This is a genomic window from Bradyrhizobium sp. Unk1 (assembly GCF_059512345.1).
Genome location: NZ_JCAMOP010000020.1, coordinates 103849 through 122212 on the forward strand (window position 1 = coordinate 103849; position 18364 = coordinate 122212).

The window sequence follows — 18364 nt, forward strand, 5'->3', positions numbered from 1 at the left end:
GATCATGAAAGAGGCCCCAACCCCTGAGAAATCTCGTGCTATCGGCAAATGTATAATTTATACATTTTGGGTGTCAAACGGAGATTGCGGTCATTTCGACGGCAGGACGCGCTTTTGCTGGGCACTGGCTTTTGCCGGGCCGCGCACTTTTGTTGGGCCGCTCAACATGCAAGAGAAAGACCGCTTCGGCCGGATGAGTCGGGAAGGACAACAGAAGGTCAGATGAAACAGCCTCTGAAGCATCGCACGCTGTCGGCCGCGATCGTCGACCAGCTCCGGCAGGCGATCCTCGACGGCACCTATCCGGCCGGCTCGCAACTGCGTCAAGACGCGCTAGGCGAGGCCTATGGAGTCAGCCGCATCCCGGTGCGCGAAGCGCTATTCCAGCTCGAGGCCGAAGGCCTGGTGCGCATCGTTCCGCAGAAGGGCGCGATCGTCTCGGAGCTGTCGCTCGACGAGATCAACGACGTGTTCGAGCTGCGCGGCATCCTCGAGCCGCGCCTCCTGGCGCAGTCGGCGCCCCGCTTCACCACCGATGATTTCGAAGGGCTCGACGACATCCACAAGAGTTTTGAGAAGGCGATCAAGGCGCGCAACGTCAGCGAATGGGGGCAGCTCAACGCCGACTTCCACATGGCGCTCTATGTTCACGCCCCGCAGCCGCGTACGCGCGCGATCGTGCTGTCGCTGCTGCAGACCAGCGACCGCTACACGCGCCTCCAGCTCTCCAACACCAAGGCGATGGGAACAGCCGAGAAGGAGCACGCCCATCTGATCGCGCTCTGCCGCGCGCAGAAGGTCGAGGAGGCCTGCCGGTTTCTGGAGCGGCACATCGAGGCCGTGCGCAAGGATCTGTTGCAGGTGGTGGCCGGCAGCACGATCGCGACGAAGGCACGGCGCAAGGAGAAATCGTAGGGTGGATTGGCCCCGCGCTGCGCGAAGTGCAGTCGCCAAGCGTAACCCGTCATTGCATGCGCCCGCGGGAGCGAAGGACGTAGAGCACGCCTCCAGCACCCCGGCCGTGTGATTCCGGTCCGGTTATCCTACCGGTCTCCACTTTGCGTTAACGCGGAGGTTTTGTCGTCGCAGGATTTCGCATTTCCTCGCACGGCGCTACCAGTACGATCCAATTCGGTCAGTCGATCATTCCGGTAATCTATCGCCTTGACGACCTGGAATATCCATTCCGAAAAGACCTTGCCCTTCCAGATGCCGCCGTGGTTGTCGATGACCTCTTTCGTTGTATGGACGACAAGGAATGGGTTGAACATCTGCCGTTCGGGGTTGACGCTGGACCAACCATAAGGGTCCTCCGCCTGCATGGCATCAGTTTGTTGGTGCCAGTCTGTCTCGCGCTTCAGGCAGAGCCCGGAGGCAAAGAACTTTTCCGTGATGTTGGATGGATTCGAGATCGGGCATTCCCGCTCGTCCGACGGCAGCAGCGAGTGAGTATAGTATCTGTCGTAATTCCCAAGGGTGGTTCTTGCGCGCTTGTCGAATGAGAGGTCAAGAACCTGCCCGGCGGGAAACGCGGTTTCGGTGGCCCAGTCATTGTTCGTCGAAATCGTAATGAGCAGCGGAGGCTGTAGCGGCGAAAAGACCTCTTCATTGCGGATCAATCCGTTGATCGCCGTATATCTTGCGGCCTCGAACGCCGGATTGAGCAGGAGCGTGGCATCCGCCGGCCCCCGGACGATTTGATACGTATCACTATTGGACCGGGGATAGGCCCTTGCGACGTCTATCACCAATGGCGCGTTGACCGCCGAAAAGAGCATGCGCGCGCCGAAGCTGTGTCCGATTGCAATGAAGTTGTCGTGCTTTCCGGATCTATCCCTGGTGTTTCCGATCGTGCCGACAATCTTGGCAACCACAGCCGACTGAGTTATTCGATCTGCGATCCGCTGTCGGGACCAGAATGAAAGATAGTCCAGGGGCCAGTACCCGGTCGATGCGTTCCAGGTAATGTAGATCCCAACGGTTTGCTTCGTGTGATCCGAGCACGCAAGAGATGCGATCAGCCTGCGGAATTCTCGGTAATTGGAATCCTGGTCATCCGAGGAGTGCATCCAGCCGTGGATGTAGAGGACGATGAGCTTCGGCTTGGATACGGCATCCGGCTTGATCGTAACTTTTGAGTTGAAGCAGTTCTCGGCTGCTGGCGCGCAACGGGCGTCCGGGTGGTCCCATACGAGTTCGTCAAGGACATCGGTCAATTCGCAACGGTCGATGAACTCGCCTTGATTGCTCAGTCGTATCACTTTGACTACGCCTGACGTCGGCCTCGCCACCAAGGCGGGATCAGTTTCGTCGTGCTTCGTGCACTTATTTTGAATGCCGGCTGTTGCGTCGGAAGCATTGATGAACTCGGTCGCCAAGACCGGAACTAAAATCAGCAATGCAAGTCCAGAAATAATCTTGAACACTTAGGCGCTCCGAAATAATGTTCGGACTGTCGCTTGCTCGTCCCATTATCAGCGGCCGCAAGGGGATCGAGGACGTGCCGCAATCCGATGAAAAATATCAAGTGAATTGAAGTATAAGATCACATTTCCGTCAGGTTGTAAATTGACGCGCCTCTGTTTCGCTCGTCGAGCTGGTCGACGCTGATCTATCCTGCGCCCCATTAGCAGCCAGATTGGCCACGTGTAGAACAGGGCTAGCGCCAGCCCGGCGAACAACGCGAACGGGTGCAACTCCACCATCGCGAAGATGGCGACGGCGCAACGACATAGGTCAGCGTTCCGAACATTACCGAGATCGGCCGCACCGAGATCACCTGGGCCGCCAGCGGCGACGCTTGATGAGACGAGTGAACGCGACGCCTGTCAATGAGCCGAGGACTTACGGCGCCAGCACGACGAGAGCGAAAATGCTAATGCCCAAGCCCTGCGCCAACGGTTCTCCCGTCACCTGCTCCCGTCCGGCCCCATCACCAGGTCCGGCAGGCCGGTCGAGATTCCCGGGAAGAAGCACAGCAGCAGCACCGCGAGCATCATCAGCAGCACGAAGGGCAGGGTGCCCCAGATCACTTCGCGCAAGGGAATGTCGGGCGCGACGTTGCGGATGACGAAGATATTGAGGCCGACCGGTGGATGGATCAGCCCCATCTCCATCACGATGGTCATGACCACGCCGAACCAGATGATGTCGAAATTGGCGGCGCGGAGCGGCGGCAGGATGATCGGCGCGGTCATGAGAATAATGGAGACCGGCGGCAGGAAGAAGCCGAGCACGACGACCATGACCAGGATCGCGAACAGCAGCTCCCAGCGCGGCAGGTGCATCGCGACGATGGATTCGGCGACCGACTGCGAGATGTGCAGATAGCTCATCACGTAGGAATAGAGCAGCGACATGCCGATGATCATCATCAGCATGGTCGATTCCCGGATCGTCGACATCATGATCGGCGCGAGGTCGCTCGGCCGCCACACGCTGTAGATCGCCGCGATCAGCGCCAGCGCGAGGAGGCCGCCGAGGCCGGCGGTTTCCGACGGCGTGGCGTAGCCGCCATAGAGCGCGATCATGACGCCGGTGAGCAGCAGCACGAAGGGGATCACCCGCGGCAGCACGCTGAAGCGTTCGGCGAGCGTGTATTCGTCGCGGGCCAGGATCGCGGCTTCAGGGCCGCCTTTCTCGTAGATTGCCTGGGCCGCGGCATATTCCTGGCGGAAGCGGATCACCGCATAGGCGCCGAACAGGGACACCAGCAGCAGGCCGGGCCCGATGCCGGCGAGGAAGAGACGGCCGAGCGATTTTTCCGCCGCGACCGCGAACAGGATCATGGTGATCGAGGGTGGCAGCAGAATGCCGAGCGTGCCGCCGGCCGCGATGATGCCGGCGGCAAAACCGCCGGAATAGCCGCGCTTGCGCATCTCGGGGATGCCGGCCGACCCGATCGCCGAGCAGGTCGCGGGCGAGGAGCCCGCCATCGCCGCAAACAACGCACAGGCGAACACGTTGGCGACGCCCAAGCCGCCGGGGACGCGATGCAGCCAGGCATGCAGGGCCGAATAGAGATCCTGACCGGCGCGCGATTTGCCGATCGCGGCGCCCTTCAGGATGAAGAGCGGGATCGACAGCAGCGTGATCGAGGCCATTTCCTCGTAGACGTTCTGCGTCACCGTATCCAGGGACGCGGCGGGCATATAGATGCCCATGAACACGACCGCGACCGCGCCGAGCGCGAACGCGATCGGCATGCCTGAAAACATCACGACCAGCGTCGCGATACCGTAGGCGAGGCCGATACCGAAAACGCTCATGGACGCCTGGCTCCTGCAAAAGGCAGCGCAAGCTGCACGAGGATCTGGATGCAGAGCAGGCTCATCCCGAGCGCCATCAGCGAATAGGGAATGGCGAGCGGCGGCGACCACATCGAGTTCGAGACCTGGCCGTCGACATAGGCTTCATGGGTCAGCGTCCAGGACTTCCAGGTGAAGAAGGCGCAGAACAGGAACGTCGCGGCATCGACCAGCCAGAGCCTGATCCGGTTCGCGAGCGGCGACAGCAGGCCGACAAAGGCCTCGATGCCGATATGGCCGCGGTTCTGCTGCACATAGGCCGCCGTCATGAAGGTGGCGCCGACCAGGAGGAATACGGCGGCCTCGTCCTGCCAGTAATTGGCGGCCTTGAACAGGGCGCGGCTGAGCACGCTGTAGCTCAGGATGGCACAGGCCGCGATCAGCGCGATCGCTGCGAACACGACGATGATGCGGTTGAGGATGGCGAGACCGCGATCGATCGCCGCCGCAAGGCCTGTCCCTGCGGCAGCGTTCGCCCGGTCGTCACGATCCGGAAGCGGACCGTGGCTCATGCGCCGACGTCGGAGGCGAGCTTGAGCAGCTTGGCGGCCGTCGCGGTCTTGGCGCCGTAGTCCTTCCACGCGGTGTCGCGGGCGATGTCGCGCCATTTGCCGACGGTGGCGGCATCGAGCGCACTGACCTTGGCACCGGCCTTCTCGTAGACCTTGGCGACCTCGACGTCGTCGTCCTGCGCGCCCTTGCGGCCGAAGGCTTCGAGCTCGGTGCCGACCGCGAGCAGGACGTCCTGCTGGTTCTTCGGCAGCTTGTCGAAGATCACCTTCGACATCATCAGCGGCTCGAGCATGAACCAGTAGGAGGCGCCCGCACCCGAGGTCAGCGACTTCGCGACCTCTTCGAGCCGGAACGAGATCAGGCTGGTCGAGGAGGTGATGCCGGCATCGCAGGCGCCGGTCTGCATCGCCGCGTAGATTTCGTTCGACGGCACCGAGAGCACCGAGGCGCCGGCGGTCTGGAGCACCATGTCCATCTCGCGCGAGCCGCCGCGCACCTTCATGCCCTTGGCATCTTCAGGGGCGACGATCGGCTTGGAGCGGCTGGCGACGCCGCCGGCCTGCCACACCCAGGTGAGCAGGATGATGCCCTTGTCGGCGAGGAAGTCGGTCAGTGCCTTGCCGACCGGCTCCTTCTTCCAGCGCAGGCCCTGGTCGTAGGTGGTCACGAGGCCCGGCATCAGGCCGATATTGGTCTCCGGTAGTTCGCCACCGGCGTAGGGCATCGGATAGAGGCTGATGTCGAGCGCGCCCTTGCGCATCGCGGAGAATTGCGCGTTGGTCTTGATCAGCGAGGAGTTCGGATAGATTTCCGCGGCGATGTCGCCTTTGCTGCGCTTGGCGACTTCAGCCGCGAACATGCGGCAGAGCCGGTCGCGGAAGTCGCCCTTGTCGATGGTCCCTCCCGGGAATTGATGCGAGATCTTCAGCGTGGTCGCGGCATGCGCGGTACCAGTGCCGAAGCGAAGAATGGCGGGTGCGGCGACGGCGGTCGCGATCAGATGACGGCGCGTGAGCATGGTGTATCCCCTTGGACGGTCTTTGGCCGGTTCTTGTTCGGTGTGAGGTGGGCTGGGTCTTTGAGACCGGGGCTTAGGTCCATCCTAGCCGGTCTCTCACCCAATATTCTCTCATCTGATAGTTCGAGACCGAATGCCGGGGCAAGGGCCGGCCTTGCTGCAGTGCACACTGAGCGTCCGCGCAGCAGACCCGCAGAAATTTTGTCAGTGGGCGCGTAACAACGCCGCCGGGCAATCCGTCGAGATCAGATAGCGGCGTCCGTCGCTGACAAACACCATCTCGAAGGGAAATCACTCATGACCATTCGCACCCGCATCGTGCTCGGCGTCTCGGCTGCCGCTCTGTCGCTTGGCCTCGCGTTGTCGCCGGCCGCTTTTGCCCAGGACAAGATGGGCAAGGACGACGGCATGATGAAGAAGGACACGATGTCCAAGGACGGCATGAAGAAGGACACCATGTCCAAGGACGACGGCATGAAGAAGGACCACATGTCGAAGGACGGGATGAAGAAAGACGACGGGATGATGAAGAAGAACTGATCTTCCACCGTCGCCGCGGCGTCTGCGAAGGCAGACGCGCACGCTTCAAAGTCCGAGGGCGGTCACATCGACCGCCCCGGTGATGGTTTAGTTCAACTTGAGTTGAACGCGACTCGAGTTGAAGTGACTCGAGTTGAAAGTGACTCGAGTTGAAAGTGACTCGAGTTGAAACTGACTTGCGAACGTTACTTCCGCTTGGCCTTTCGGGCAGCGTAGCGGGCGTCGCGCTTGGCCTTTTGCTCGGCCTCGACTTCAGCTTGCCTGGCGATCGCTTCTTCCGCTTCGCGGGCGATACGCGCGGCTTCGGCGGCTGCAGCTTCTTCCGCAATGCGCTTCTGCTCGGCCTTCTCGGCTTCGCGCGCGGTCTTTGCCTCGGCGCGCTTGGCCGCGAGTGCCTCGCGCTCAGCACGACGTGCTGCCACCGCCGGGTCATCCAACCCGGGCTGCGACTTGAATTTGTTCAAAAGATTTTTGCGCGCGTCCTGCGCCGCCTTTTGCCGGTCTGCGAAGCCGGGTTCCCTGAATCCACTCATCGACGAGCCTTGTCTTCCTCGCTTCCGATCTTACATCATTGCCTGTTGGTACGTCGGCTGGGCATAGCGGGCGCCACGCGACGCAGAAGCGTGTACATCGGCGCGCGTCGCGAAGCCACCCATAATCGCAGCCGATCAGGTAGACGAAAAATCGCCACCACCGACGATCTCTCGTAGCCCCGAAAAACTGCCGAATTGTGATGTCCTTCATAGAGGACCACACGGAGCGGCGCCTAGCGTCCGCCCGGTACGAGACGGAGCACGGGCATGATGACCTCAAGACTGAGCCCGAAGGCGCTCGCAATCGCCGTCGCGGTGGTCGCCCTGGCCGGCGTCGCACTGTTGCTCGCCCGCCCGAAGCCGATCGAAAGCGCCGTCCTCGGCGCGGATTGGGAATGCACCCAGACCGCGTTCTTGCTGACGACCTGCGCACCGCGGGCCACCCCGGCGGTAGAAACCTCGCGCAAGGATGCGATCCGGCAGACCCGGGGCTGAACGATCGACCGGGATGTGACGCGACGTCGCAGAGGTGGTAAAGCCGGCTCACCCCCTGCGATCGGCCAGTCATGTCCAAGTCCGAATCCAAGCCCGAACCGGGCAAAAAGCCCAAATCCCTCGCAAAACCTCAATCCGGCGACAACCGTCGTGGCGCGATTGCCGGATTGATCATCGCGCTCGTGATCCTGGGTGTCGGCTGGTGGCTCGCCCGCGATCTCACCGCGGCCAGCAAGATGCAGGACTGCCTGATGTCGGGGCGGACCAACTGCAATGTGATCGAGCCGGCGCGCTAGAACGGTTCCAGCCGCCCCCCTTGGGCCGAAAATTGCCGTGATCTTAATCATTTGTAACGGGACTTAGCCGACCAAAGCAGGTCAGTTATGCCCGCCGGCATCAGCCAGGCGCGAGGCGAATCGTCTATCGCGCTAGGCACCACGGCAATCGCGAGAGTAGGGGGTCAAGCACGCATGAGTGCGTCCAGCCGCATGAAGATCATTATTCCCTTGGTTTCGGCCTTGTCCGTTGTCGCGCTTTCGGCGCAGGCACAGGAGTCATTGCCGCCAAGACCCCAGGCCCAGACGCCGGCGGGGCCTGGCGCCGGCGCGCCGCCCCAGAACAATCAGAACATGCGCAAGGGCCCCCCGCCACAGCAGGCGGCCCGGCCCGCGCAACAGCCCGGCGGCCAGCCCCACGCCGGCGGCCCCGGTCCCGGCCCGCACGGAGCAGGCGGCCCGCCGCCCGGACGCAATTACGCCAGGGGCCCCGCACCGGAGCGCGACTGGGGCGGACACGCCTATCGCGGCAATCGCGCCTGGGACGGCGGGCGCTGGCGCCATGAGGTCCGCAACGGCCGCTCCGGCTGGTGGTGGGACGTCGGCGGCGTCTGGTACTATTATCCGCAGCGGATGGCCGGCCCGCCGGCCTACATCTCCGAGGATTACTTCGACGACATGCCGGTGGCCTATGCCCCGGCGCCGCCTCCCGTCGCCTACGAACCACCACCGCCCCCGCCGCCGGCTGATCCCGGCGCGAGCGCGCTTGGCGGCGCCATCGTCGGCGGCGTGCTGGGCGGCCTGATCTCGGGCAACGCCTCGGGCGCGGCCGCGGGTGCCGTGATCGGCGGCGCCACCGGCGCGATCGCCGGCGCCACGGCTGCCTCGCGGCCCGGCTATTATTTCGCCCAGGGCAATTGCTACTACCGCTATCCGAGCGGTCAGTATGTGCAGGCCGATCCTCGCGCCTGTTACTGAGGCTCCAGGCAAGGTCTGAAACAAGGAGGCGGGCGCAGGCCCGCCTCTTTTTGTCTGGCCAACGTATTGTTTGCTGAAGCGATACTGATCGCTTCGCGCGTCACACCAGCCAGTTGAAGAACGCGATCGCGGCCCAGACCAGGCCTGCGATCCAGGCCAACATCACGAGACCGATGGTGGCAAGAAACGTGGCGCCGAACAGGTCGGGCCTTGCGCGTCGCGTCGGGACGTGAGCCTCGGCTGCTGCTTCCTGTGTCATGACAGACCACCCATGCCCTCTCGCGGCGGTGCGAGCGGTTGAAGCGATGTTTAGCCGAGACGTCGCGGACAGGCTGTGACGCAGTTCACAGATGCGTCTTGGGGGGCCGGGCGACGAGAAAACCACCCCGCATTCATACGGACGAAATTGCCATCGGTCCGTCCATATCGGTCGGTTAGATTCGCCCTCATGTGTCCCAAGTACGACCCACAGCACGAAGCCGAGGCGGCGATGAAGCGGGCCGCGGCGTCCGCCGACGGCGCCGACCGGCAGAGGCTGATCCAACTGGCTCTGGCCTGGCATCAGCTCGCCCGCGATCGGCGCGACGAGCAGACGGACTAATCGCATCCCCGGCGCGATCTCGCGTCAATGGTCGGCCGAGGTCGGGACGCTGGTTGGCCTGCATGAGAAAGCCCCGTGCTCGGGGGGACAAGCACGGGGCCCTTCAAAGCCGACCGGGGCTGGCGGGTCGGCACCACTCCATTTCGTTGCAGCCAACGTGCTGGTCGTGATCTCGTTCCGCGGCGCTGCGCATTTCGTCGCGCCGCGGTGCGCTGCGACCGACGCTGCGCGGCTGGGAACATCCGCTCCCCGCCAACGTTGGCCGGTTATGACCGACCCCGAATTGCGCGCACAGTCTTTCGAGATCGCATGGAAATATCTCGACCAATCCGGCCTGCTCACCGGTGAGCGCCAGGATTCAGCCCGCTTCATTCTGAACAGGATCGATCGCCTGATGCTGCGCGGCGAGCGGCGCAGGCTGCTGCTGTCGAACGCCGCGATCGACGCGTACCGGTTGCGGCCGGTTCTCGTGACCCTGGATGCATGAACGAACCGGGCGAGTGAAACGCGGCATTAATGAATGCACGCGGCTGATTTTTGCGATGACGATTCGTGCTTTTGGAACGAAGCGGAGTCGGATCATGAACAAAAGAAATGCCGCTTAGGCGTCGGCTGATTTGGTGCTGCGCCTGACTCAATCGATCGCCAGGCAGTGCTCCAAATGTGGCTCCGAGTCCGCCTTCTGGCGGCTTGGACGCGCCCAGGCCTGAATAGCGAAGGCGAGTTGATGCTGACTGGCCGCCGCGTCCGCAATGGAAGCCCGCGCCACCTCGATGCGCCGTGTGATCACGCTGGAGTTCACGACGCCTGCGTCGATTGCCAAATACGACATCGCGATCACGGCAACCGCAGATGCGATAGCCATTCTCGTCCACTCGGTTGGCAGCATCAAATTCCCTATCGGGCGCACGTCGCCCGGCGCATACATAGGGTTCGTCCGTCCGGTTCAAAGACCGGGGCGAGGGTACCCACGTATTCGTGAAGTAAGAGGATTGGTAACTGTGCGTTCGTCACGTCGATCAAGCGGCGCCGAAATTCCGGCAGCGGGAGTCGAAATCGTTCTCGGGATCGACGAGAACGGTGAGGCTCCTGAAGACGTCTCCGCTGGGCGGGGGGGGGGGCCGATACCGCAAACGGCTCTAGCGATCCAGTGATGAATGGCGATCCCAGCAGGACTCGAACCTGCAACCCGCGGAGTAGAAATCCGCTACTCTATCCAGTTGAGCTATGGGACCGTCTTGAGACCAGCCTTGCGCCGGCCTCGGCTACCGCCTGCCGGTCTTCTATCACGCCAAATATGAAAAATCCTCGCTCCCGCCAAGTCTGAACCGAACCGTTTTCCTCAACGCCGCGACCAAGCGGAACGGTGGGGTGTCAGGGTGCCGGGTTGAGCGGTAGCGGACTGGACGATGGATTACATCGCCGGGACCGCTGGCCAGCTTCCGGGACACGGCCGCCGGTCGACGGGTCAGGTATGGCTGCGCCATCAGGACGGCGTGCGCGGCGATATCTCGATCGGTCTCCTCAGGGCTTGCCTTGTCATGGCGAATGCGACGATTTGCACCTTTGGTTCCATCGCCTTGAGTCCGTCACCTTTCCGCGCATTTCATGCTCACGCGGCGTGCGCCGCGATTTCCGGGAGTCCATTATGATCGGTCTTGTTCGCGCCGTCACACTCTGCGCCACGCTGGCGCTCGGCCTTAGCGCAGCGCTGGCCGCCGACAAGGCGTTCAAGCGCGACGACCTCGCCGATTCCGCGATCAAGCTGGAGGCCCAGATCAAGAGCGAAGCGGGGCCGGTCGCCAAGACCAGCGCGACGCTGCGCACCGACGCCGACGCCGCCTTCCGGCGCAATGATTACCGCACCGGGCTGTCGGTGCTCGGCCAGATCGCCGCGACCACGCCGGAGGATACGGGCAACTGGCTGCGGCTCGCCAAGGTGATCTTCCAGATCTCGCCGAAAAGCTCGAGCGAGCAGACGTTTCTGCTGGAGCGGGCCTCGACCGCCGCCTACATCGCCTACCAGCGCGCCGGCAATCCGGGCGAGGAGGCGGATGCGCTCGCCGTGCTCGGCAAGTCGCTGGCCGAACGCAAGCTGTGGCGGCCGGCGCTCGATGCGCTGCGGCTGTCGCTCGACATGCGCGAGGTCGCCGACGTCCGCGGCCAATACGAGAAGATGCGCGACGAGCACGGCTTCCGGCTGCTCGACTATACCGTGGACTCGGATTCGGCGAGTCCGCGCGCCTGCTTCCAGTTCTCGGAAGAGCTGGCCAAGCGCACCGATTTCGCGCCTTATCTCGCGCTGGCGGGCCAGGACAAGCCGGCGCTGTCGGCCGAAGGCAAGCAGCTCTGCGTCGACGGGCTGAAGCACGGCGAGCGCTACAACATCAATCTGCGCGCCGGCCTGCCGTCCACCGTCAAGGAAGGCCTGCCGAAATCGGCCGAGTTCAACGTCTATGTCCGCGACCGCAAGCCGTTCGTGCGCTTCACCAGCCGTGCCTATGTGCTGCCGCGGACCGGCCAGCGCGGCATTCCCGTGGTCAGCGTCAACACGCCCGCGGTCAGCGTCAACGTCTTCCGGATCGGCGACCGCAACCTGATCAACACGGTGGTCGACAGCGATTTCCAGAAGACGCTGTCGAAATACCAGCTCGCCGATCTCGGCGGCGAGCGCGGCGTCAAGGTCTGGACCGGCGAGCTCGCGACCGCGATGACGCTGAACCAGGATGTCACGACCGCATTTCCGGTCGACCAGGCGCTCGGCGAGCTTCAGCCCGGCGTCTATGTGATGACCGCCGCGGCCAAGGGGCCGGGCTCGGAAGACGACTACCAGCTCGCCACCCAATGGTTCATCGTCTCAGACCTCGGGGTCACCGCCTATTCCGGCAATGACGGCATCCACGTCTTCATCAATTCGCTAGCTTCGACCGACCCGGTCGGCAAGGCCGAGGTGCGGCTGGTTGCCCGCAACAACGAGATTTTGGCGACCCGCAAGACGGACGACAGCGGCCATGTGCTGTTCGAGGCGGGGCTCGCGCGCGGCGAGGGCGGCCTGTCGCCGGCGATGCTTACGGTCACCGGCGAGAAGGCCGACTATGCTTTCCTGAGCCTGAAGACCTCGGCTTTCGACCTGTCCGACCGCGGCGTTTCGGGCCGGGCGGTGCCTGCGGGCGCCGACGCTTTCGTCTATGCCGAGCGCGGCGTCTATCGCTCCAGCGAGACCGTCTATCTCACCGCGCTCTTGCGCGACGGGCAGGGCAACGCCGTTGCCGGCGGGCCGCTGACGCTGGTGATCGAGCGCCCCGACGGCGTCGAATTCCGCCGCGCCGTGCTCGCCGACCAGGGCGCCGGCGGCCGTACGCTGTCCGTGCCGCTCAATTCGGCCGTCCCGACCGGGACCTGGCGGGTGCGCGCGTTCACCGATCCGAAGGGCTCATCGGTCGGCGAGACCACCTTCATGGTCGAGGACTACGTTCCGGACAGGATCGAATTCGACTTGTCCGCCAAGGACAAACTGATCAAAGCTAACGCTCCGGTGGAGCTCAAGGCGGACGGCCATTTCCTCTATGGCGCGCCGGCTTCGGGCCTCCAGCTCGAAGGCGACATGCTGGTCGCGCCCGCGAGCGAACGCCCGGGCTTTGCCGGCTACCAGTTCGGCGTCGCCGACGAGGAGACAACTTCGAACGAGCGCACACCGCTGGAGAACCTGCCGGAAGCCGACGCCAATGGCGTTGCCACCTTCCCGGTGACGCTGGACAAGCAGCCCGCCTCGACGCGCCCGCAGGAGGCGCAGATCTTCGTTCGCATGGTCGAGACCGGCGGCCGCGCCGTCGAGCGCAAGATCGTGCTGCCGGTCGCGCCCGCCAACGCCATGATCGGCATCAAGCCGCTGTTCGGTGACAAGAACGTCGCCGAGGGCGACAAGGCGGAGTTCGACGTCGTGTTCGTCTCGCCCGAGGGTGAGAGACTGCGCCGCGATGGCCTGCGCTACGAGCTCCTGAAGATGGAGTCGCGCTACCAGTGGTATCGCCAGAACAATTACTGGGAGTACGAGCCGGTCAAATCGACTTCGCGTGTTTCCGACGGCGACGTGACGGTCGCGGCCGACAAGCCGTCGCGGATCTCGCTCAGCCCGCAGCCCGGCCGCTACCGGCTCGATGTGAAGTCGAACGACGCCGACGGTCCGGTGACCTCGGTGCAGTTCGACGTCGGCTGGTATTCCGACGGCAGCGCCGATACGCCGGACCTGCTGGAGACCTCGATCGACAAGCCGCAATACGTCTCCGGCGACACCATGACGGTGTCCGTGAACGTCCGCAGCGCCGGCAAGCTCACCGTCAACGTGCTCGGCGACCGCCTGCTGACGACGCAGACCATCGACGTCAAGGAAGGTACGGCGCAGGTGAGGCTGCCGGTCGGGAAGGACTGGGGCACCGGCGCCTATGTGGTGGCGACGCTGCGCCGCCCGCTCGATGCGGCTGCGCAACGCATGCCGGGCCGGGCGATCGGCCTGAAATGGTTCGGCATCGACAAGCAGACCCGCACGCTCCAGGTGAAGCTGACGCCGCCGGCACTGGTCCGGCCGAATGCGATGTTGAAGATCCCGGTCAAGCTCGACGGGCTCAATCCGGGCGAGGACGCCAAGGTCGTCATATCAGCGGTCGATGTCGGCATCCTCAACCTGACCAATTACAAGCCGCCGGCGCCGGACGATTATTATCTCGGCCAGCGCCGCCTGAGCGCGGAGATCCGCGATCTCTATGGGCAACTGATCGACGGCATGTCGGGCACGCGCGGACAGATCAAGTCAGGTGGCGATGCCGGTGCCGGCGAATTGCAGGGCTCTCCGCCCGCGCAAAAGCCGCTCGCGCTCTACTCGGGCATCGTCACGGTCGCCGCCGACGGCACCGCCGAAGTGAGCTTCGATATCCCCGAGTTCGCCGGCACCGCGCGCGTGATGGCGGTGGCCTGGACTGCGACAAAGCTCGGCCGCGCCAACACGGATGTCGTGATCCGCGATCCCGTGGTGCTGACCACAACCTTGCCGCGCTTCCTGCTCAATGGCGACCACGGCACGGTCAACCTCGAGATCGACAATGTCGAGGGCCAGGCCGGCGACTACGTCATCAACGTGAAGACCGGCGGTCCGGTGAAGATGACCGGCAATCCCGCAACCACGGTCAAGCTCGCCGCCAAGCAGCGCAACGCGTTTACGCTCGCAATCGACGCGACGGCGGCGGGGCAGGCGACGCTCGACGTCGACATCAAGGGACCGAACGGCCTTGCGCTGGCGCGTCACTATGCGCTCGACGTCAAGGCGGCGACGCAGGTGCTGGCGCGGCGTTCGATCCGGACGCTGGCGAAGGGTGAAAGCCTGACGCTAACCTCGGATATGTTCTCCGATCTCGTCCCGGGCACCGGCAGCGTCTCGGTTTCGGCCAGCCTGTCGACGGCGCTCGACGCCGCAACGATCCTAAAGGCGCTCGACCGCTACCCTTATGGCTGCTCCGAACAGATCACGAGCCGTGCCTTGCCGTTGCTCTATGTCAACGAGCTCGCTGCCGGCGCGCATCTGGCCATGGACACCGAGGTCGACCAGCGCATCCGCGATGCGATCGAGCGGCTGCTGGCGCGCCAGGGCTCCAACGGCTCCTTCGGCCTGTGGTCGGCCGGAGGCGACGACGCCTGGCTCGACGCCTACGTGACGGACTTCCTCACCCGCGCCCGCGAAAAGGGCTTTGCGGTGCCGGACGTGCTGTTCAAGAACGCGCTCGACCGCATCCGCAATTCGGTCGTGAACGGCAACGAGCCCGACAAGGACGGCGGGCGCGATCTCGCCTACGGCCTCTACGTGCTCGCACGCAATGGCGTGGCGCCGATCGGCGATCTCCGCTATCTCGCCGACACCAAGCTCTCCAACCTCGCGACGCCGATCGCGAAGTCGCAGCTTGCGGCGGCACTGGCGTTGGTCGGCGACCGCAACCGCGCGGAGCGGGTCTACGGTGCCGCGCTCGACGGCCTCGCGCCGAAGCCGGTGCTGGAGTTCGGCCGCACCGACTACGGCTCGCAGCTGCGCGATGCCGCAGCGCTGGTCTCGCTCGCCAGCGAAGGCAACGCGCCGAAGGCGACGCTGACGCAGGCGGTGTCGCGGGTCGAAGTCGCGCGAGGGCTGACGCCCTACACCTCGACGCAGGAGAATGCGTGGCTGGTACTGGCGGCGCGCGCGCTCGCCAAGGAGAACCTGTCGATGGACGTCGACGGCCAGCCGGTCAAGACCGCGCTGTACCGCAGCTACAAGGCCGTGACGCTGGAGGGCAAGCCACTGAAGATCACCAACACCGGCGATGCGCCGGTGCAGGCGGTGGTCTCGGTGTCGGGCTCGCCGGTCACGCCGGAGCCGGCTGCATCGAACGGCTTCAAGATCGAGCGCAATTATTTCACGCTCGACGGCAAGCCCGCCGACATCAGCAAGGTCAAGCAGAACCAGCGTTTCGCCGTGGTGCTGAAGATCACCGAGGCGAAGCCCGAGTACGGCCACATCATGGTGTCCGACTATCTGCCCGCGGGCCTCGAGATCGACAATCCGAAGCTGGTGTCGTCGGGCGACAGCGGCACGCTGGACTGGATCGAGGACGGCGAGGAGCCCGAAAATACCGAGTTCCGTGACGACCGCTTCACGGCGGCGGTCGATCGTGCCTCGGACTCCAAGTCGGTCTTCACCGTCGCCTACGTCGTGCGCGCGGTCTCGCCCGGCAAATACGTGCTGCCGCAGGCCTATGTCGAGGACATGTACAATCCCTCGCGCTACGGCCGGACCGGGACGGGTAACGTCGAGGTGCGGGCGGCAAAGTGAGTGTTTGGAATGACTGACGCTCCGTACGGGCCACAAATTCCGTCGTCATGCCCGGGCAAAAGCGCGAAGCGCGTCTTCGCGCAGATGTCCCGGGCATCCACGGACCTTGTTGCCTCGACGAAGAACGTGGATGGCCGGGACAACCCCGGCCATGACGGAGCCAGGGGCAGGGGCTTTCGCGTCCTCTCCGCCTTCGCACTCACGCTCATCCTCGCCACCTGTGGCTTCGTCGCCTGGGTCTACTCGCTCGGCCCGCTGCCGCTCGACGAGGCGCGCCAGGTCTCCACCACGGTCGTCGATCGCAACGGAAAACTGCTGCGCGCTTATGCCATGGCCGACGGCCGCTGGCGGCTGCCGGTCGATGCCAAGGCCAACGTCGATCCGACCTATCTCAAGCTGCTGCTCGCCTATGAGGACCAGCGCTTCTACGCGCATAACGGTCTCGACCCGCTCGCTCTCGGGCGCGCCGCACTACAGCTCACCACGCGCGGCCACATCGTCTCGGGCGGTTCGACCATCAGCATGCAGCTTGCGCGCCTGATGGAGCCGCGGCGACAACGCTCGCTCTATGCCAAGCTGCGCCAGATCGTACGCGCGATCGAGATCGAGCGCAGCATGAGCAAGGACGAGATCCTGGACCTCTATCTCGCCCTGGCCCCCTACGGCGGCAATCTCGAAGGCATCCGCTCAGCCTCGATCGCCTATCTCGGCAAGGAGCCGAAGCGGCTCTCGCTGGCCGAGGCCGCGCTGCTGGTGGCGCTGCCGCAATCGCCGGAGACGCGCCGGCTCGATCGTTATCCCGAGGCCGCACGCAAGGCGCGCGACCGCGTGCTGGACCGCATGGTCGAGGAGCATGTGGTCAGCCTTGAGGACGCGAAGCAGGCCAAGGCCGTGCCCGTGCCAAAACTGCGCAAGCCGATGCCGATCCTCGCGCCGCATGCCTCCGACACGGCGCTGTCGACGGTCAAGGATACGCCGGTCATCAAGCTGACGCTCGATGCCAATCTGCAGAAGGTGCTGGAGCCGCTGGCGCGCGACCGCGCCATTGCGCTCGGGCCCAACATCTCGGTCGGCATCATCGTGGTCGACAATGAGAGCGGCGACGTGCTCGCCCGCGTCGGTTCGGCCGATTATTTCGACGAGAGCCGGGCGGGGCAAGTCGACATGACCCGCGCCGTCCGCTCGCCGGGCTCGACGCTAAAACCCTTCATCTACGGGCTCGCCTTCGAGGACGGCTTCGTCCACCCCGACAGCTTGATCGACGACCGGCCCGTCCGCTTCGGCTCCTACGCGCCGGAAAATTTCGACATGACGTTCCAGGGCACGGTGCCGGTGAAGAAGGCGCTGCAATTGTCGCTGAACGTGCCGGCGATCGTGCTGCTCGACCGCGTCGGCGCGAGCCGGCTGTCGTCGCGGCTGCGGCAGGCCGGCGTGAATCTGGTCCTGCCCAAGGACGAGGCACCGGGGCTCGCGATGGGACTCGGCGGCGTCGGTGTGACACTGCAGGACCTCACCCAGCTCTATACGGGTTTCGCCCGGCTCGGCACCACCATGCCGTTGCGCGACCTCATGACCGGCCGAGATGATCGAGAACCGCTGCGGCTGCTGGATCAGGTCGCGGCCTGGCAGGTCGGCAACGTGCTTCTGGGAACGCCGCCGCCCGAAAACGCCGTCCACAACCGCATCGCGTTCAAGACCGGCACCTCCTACGGCTATCGCGACGCCTGGTCGGTCGGTTTCGACGGCCGCATGACCATCGGCATCTGGGTCGGCCGGCCCGACGGCGCGCCGGTTCCCGGCCTGATCGGCCGCGTGGCCGCAGCCCCAATCCTGTTCGACGCCTTCGCCCGCACCGGCAAGACGCTGGTTCCGTTGCCGAAGCCGCCAAAGGGAACCCTGGTCGCCAGCAACGCCAAGTTGCCATTGCCGCTGAAGCGGTTCCGCCCGGTCGGGGACCTGATGCGGACCGGCAGCGAGCAGGCGCTGCACATCCAGTTCCCGCTGAACGGCTCGCGGATCGATGTCGACCGCTCCGGCGGCGAGGGGAGTGCGGCCATGCCGGTGAAAGTCGCCGGCGGCGTCCTTCCCATGACCGTCATGGTTAACGGAGCGTCACTCGGCGAGATCGACGGGCGCCGCCAGCGCCTGATCGATCCGCCCGGTCCGGGCTTTGCGCGGCTGACCGTGATCGACGCCACTGGCGCCGCGGACACAGTTGTCGTTCGAATTCAATGACCCCGCCTTAACCGGT

16 protein-coding genes and 1 tRNA gene are annotated in these 18364 nt (G+C 64.5%); 9 read left to right on the forward strand and 8 right to left on the reverse strand.

Features of this window, described 5'->3' with window-relative positions:
• The first annotated feature begins 222 nt into the window (after positions 1-222).
• On the forward strand, positions 223-915 hold the full coding sequence (locus tag AC5ZFO_RS25325; protein ID WP_282519334.1) for a GntR family transcriptional regulator: 693 nt from the start codon (positions 223-225) through the stop codon (positions 913-915).
• Positions 916-1043: 128 nt separating this feature from the next.
• Here AC5ZFO_RS25325 and AC5ZFO_RS25330 read toward each other — a convergent pair whose 3' ends face one another.
• The 4 genes from AC5ZFO_RS25330 to AC5ZFO_RS25345 form a co-directional block, all read right to left on the reverse strand.
• A complete protein-coding gene (locus AC5ZFO_RS25330; protein ID WP_496122757.1) occupies positions 1044-2426 on the reverse strand; it encodes a hypothetical protein in 1383 nt (460 codons plus the stop codon).
• Positions 2427-2909: 483 nt separating this feature from the next.
• Positions 2910-4268 carry a TRAP transporter large permease gene (locus AC5ZFO_RS25335; RefSeq protein ID WP_014495436.1) on the reverse strand — a complete coding sequence of 453 codons (1359 nt, stop codon included), beginning with the start codon at positions 4266-4268 and terminating at the stop codon, positions 2910-2912.
• Positions 4265-4819, reverse strand: a complete 555-nt coding sequence (locus AC5ZFO_RS25340; RefSeq protein WP_282519332.1) for a TRAP transporter small permease — start codon at positions 4817-4819, stop codon at positions 4265-4267. The genes AC5ZFO_RS25335 and AC5ZFO_RS25340 overlap by 4 nt, the downstream gene beginning before the upstream one ends.
• The gene (locus AC5ZFO_RS25345) at positions 4816-5838 is read right to left on the reverse strand and encodes a TRAP transporter substrate-binding protein (protein WP_282519331.1); all 1023 of its coding nucleotides are present in this window, start codon (positions 5836-5838) and stop codon (positions 4816-4818) included. The genes AC5ZFO_RS25340 and AC5ZFO_RS25345 overlap by 4 nt, the downstream gene beginning before the upstream one ends.
• A 297-nt stretch (positions 5839-6135) precedes the next feature.
• Between AC5ZFO_RS25345 and AC5ZFO_RS25350 the strand changes: the two genes are divergently transcribed.
• Entirely contained in the window at positions 6136-6378 is a 243-nt protein-coding gene (locus AC5ZFO_RS25350; protein ID WP_028150975.1) for a pentapeptide MXKDX repeat protein, read from the forward strand.
• Between the two features lie 185 nt (positions 6379-6563).
• On the opposite strand, the gene AC5ZFO_RS25355 is transcribed toward AC5ZFO_RS25350, so the two are convergent.
• A complete protein-coding gene (locus AC5ZFO_RS25355) occupies positions 6564-6911 on the reverse strand; it encodes a DUF6481 family protein (RefSeq protein ID WP_282519330.1) in 348 nt (115 codons plus the stop codon).
• A gap of 267 nt (positions 6912-7178) precedes the next feature.
• Here AC5ZFO_RS25355 and AC5ZFO_RS25360 point away from each other — a divergent pair, with 267 nt between their 5' ends.
• The 3 genes from AC5ZFO_RS25360 to AC5ZFO_RS25370 all read left to right on the forward strand — a co-directional run bounded on the left by AC5ZFO_RS25360 (position 7179) and on the right by AC5ZFO_RS25370 (position 8659).
• On the forward strand, positions 7179-7406 hold the full coding sequence (locus AC5ZFO_RS25360; RefSeq protein WP_282519329.1) for a hypothetical protein: 228 nt from the start codon (positions 7179-7181) through the stop codon (positions 7404-7406).
• Between the two features lie 71 nt (positions 7407-7477).
• On the forward strand, positions 7478-7702 hold the full coding sequence (locus tag AC5ZFO_RS25365; protein ID WP_166096504.1) for a hypothetical protein: 225 nt from the start codon (positions 7478-7480) through the stop codon (positions 7700-7702).
• 174 nt (positions 7703-7876) lie between these two features.
• Positions 7877-8659 carry a hypothetical protein gene (locus tag AC5ZFO_RS25370; RefSeq protein ID WP_282519328.1) on the forward strand — a complete coding sequence of 261 codons (783 nt, stop codon included), beginning with the start codon at positions 7877-7879 and terminating at the stop codon, positions 8657-8659.
• A 100-nt stretch (positions 8660-8759) separates the two neighbouring features.
• Here the strand turns inward: AC5ZFO_RS25370 and AC5ZFO_RS25375 are convergent, their stop codons facing one another.
• Positions 8760-8918 carry a hypothetical protein gene (locus AC5ZFO_RS25375; RefSeq protein WP_496122758.1) on the reverse strand — a complete coding sequence of 53 codons (159 nt, stop codon included), beginning with the start codon at positions 8916-8918 and terminating at the stop codon, positions 8760-8762.
• Positions 8919-9417: 499 nt separating this feature from the next.
• Between AC5ZFO_RS25375 and AC5ZFO_RS25380 the strand changes: the two genes are divergently transcribed.
• Positions 9418-9747 carry a hypothetical protein gene (locus AC5ZFO_RS25380; protein ID WP_282519327.1) on the forward strand — a complete coding sequence of 110 codons (330 nt, stop codon included), beginning with the start codon at positions 9418-9420 and terminating at the stop codon, positions 9745-9747.
• A gap of 147 nt (positions 9748-9894) precedes the next feature.
• On the opposite strand, the gene AC5ZFO_RS25385 is transcribed toward AC5ZFO_RS25380, so the two are convergent.
• Both AC5ZFO_RS25385 and AC5ZFO_RS25390 read right to left on the reverse strand, forming a co-directional pair.
• Complete coding sequence (locus tag AC5ZFO_RS25385; protein ID WP_496122759.1) at positions 9895-10188, reverse strand: hypothetical protein; 294 nt, start codon at positions 10186-10188, stop codon at positions 9895-9897.
• A gap of 230 nt (positions 10189-10418) precedes the next feature.
• Positions 10419-10495 (reverse strand) — tRNA-Arg (locus AC5ZFO_RS25390).
• Positions 10496-10669: 174 nt separating this feature from the next.
• Here AC5ZFO_RS25390 and AC5ZFO_RS25395 point away from each other — a divergent pair.
• The 3 genes from AC5ZFO_RS25395 to pbpC all read left to right on the forward strand — a co-directional run bounded on the left by AC5ZFO_RS25395 (position 10670) and on the right by pbpC (position 18348).
• A complete protein-coding gene (locus AC5ZFO_RS25395; RefSeq protein ID WP_282519292.1) occupies positions 10670-10912 on the forward strand; it encodes a hypothetical protein in 243 nt (80 codons plus the stop codon).
• On the forward strand, positions 10909-16113 hold the full coding sequence (locus tag AC5ZFO_RS25400) for an alpha-2-macroglobulin family protein (RefSeq protein WP_282519291.1): 5205 nt from the start codon (positions 10909-10911) through the stop codon (positions 16111-16113). The genes AC5ZFO_RS25395 and AC5ZFO_RS25400 overlap by 4 nt, the downstream gene beginning before the upstream one ends.
• 84 nt (positions 16114-16197) lie before the next feature.
• Complete coding sequence (pbpC, locus tag AC5ZFO_RS25405; protein ID WP_282519586.1) at positions 16198-18348, forward strand: penicillin-binding protein 1C; 2151 nt, start codon at positions 16198-16200, stop codon at positions 18346-18348.
• The last annotated feature ends 16 nt before the right edge of the window (positions 18349-18364 follow it).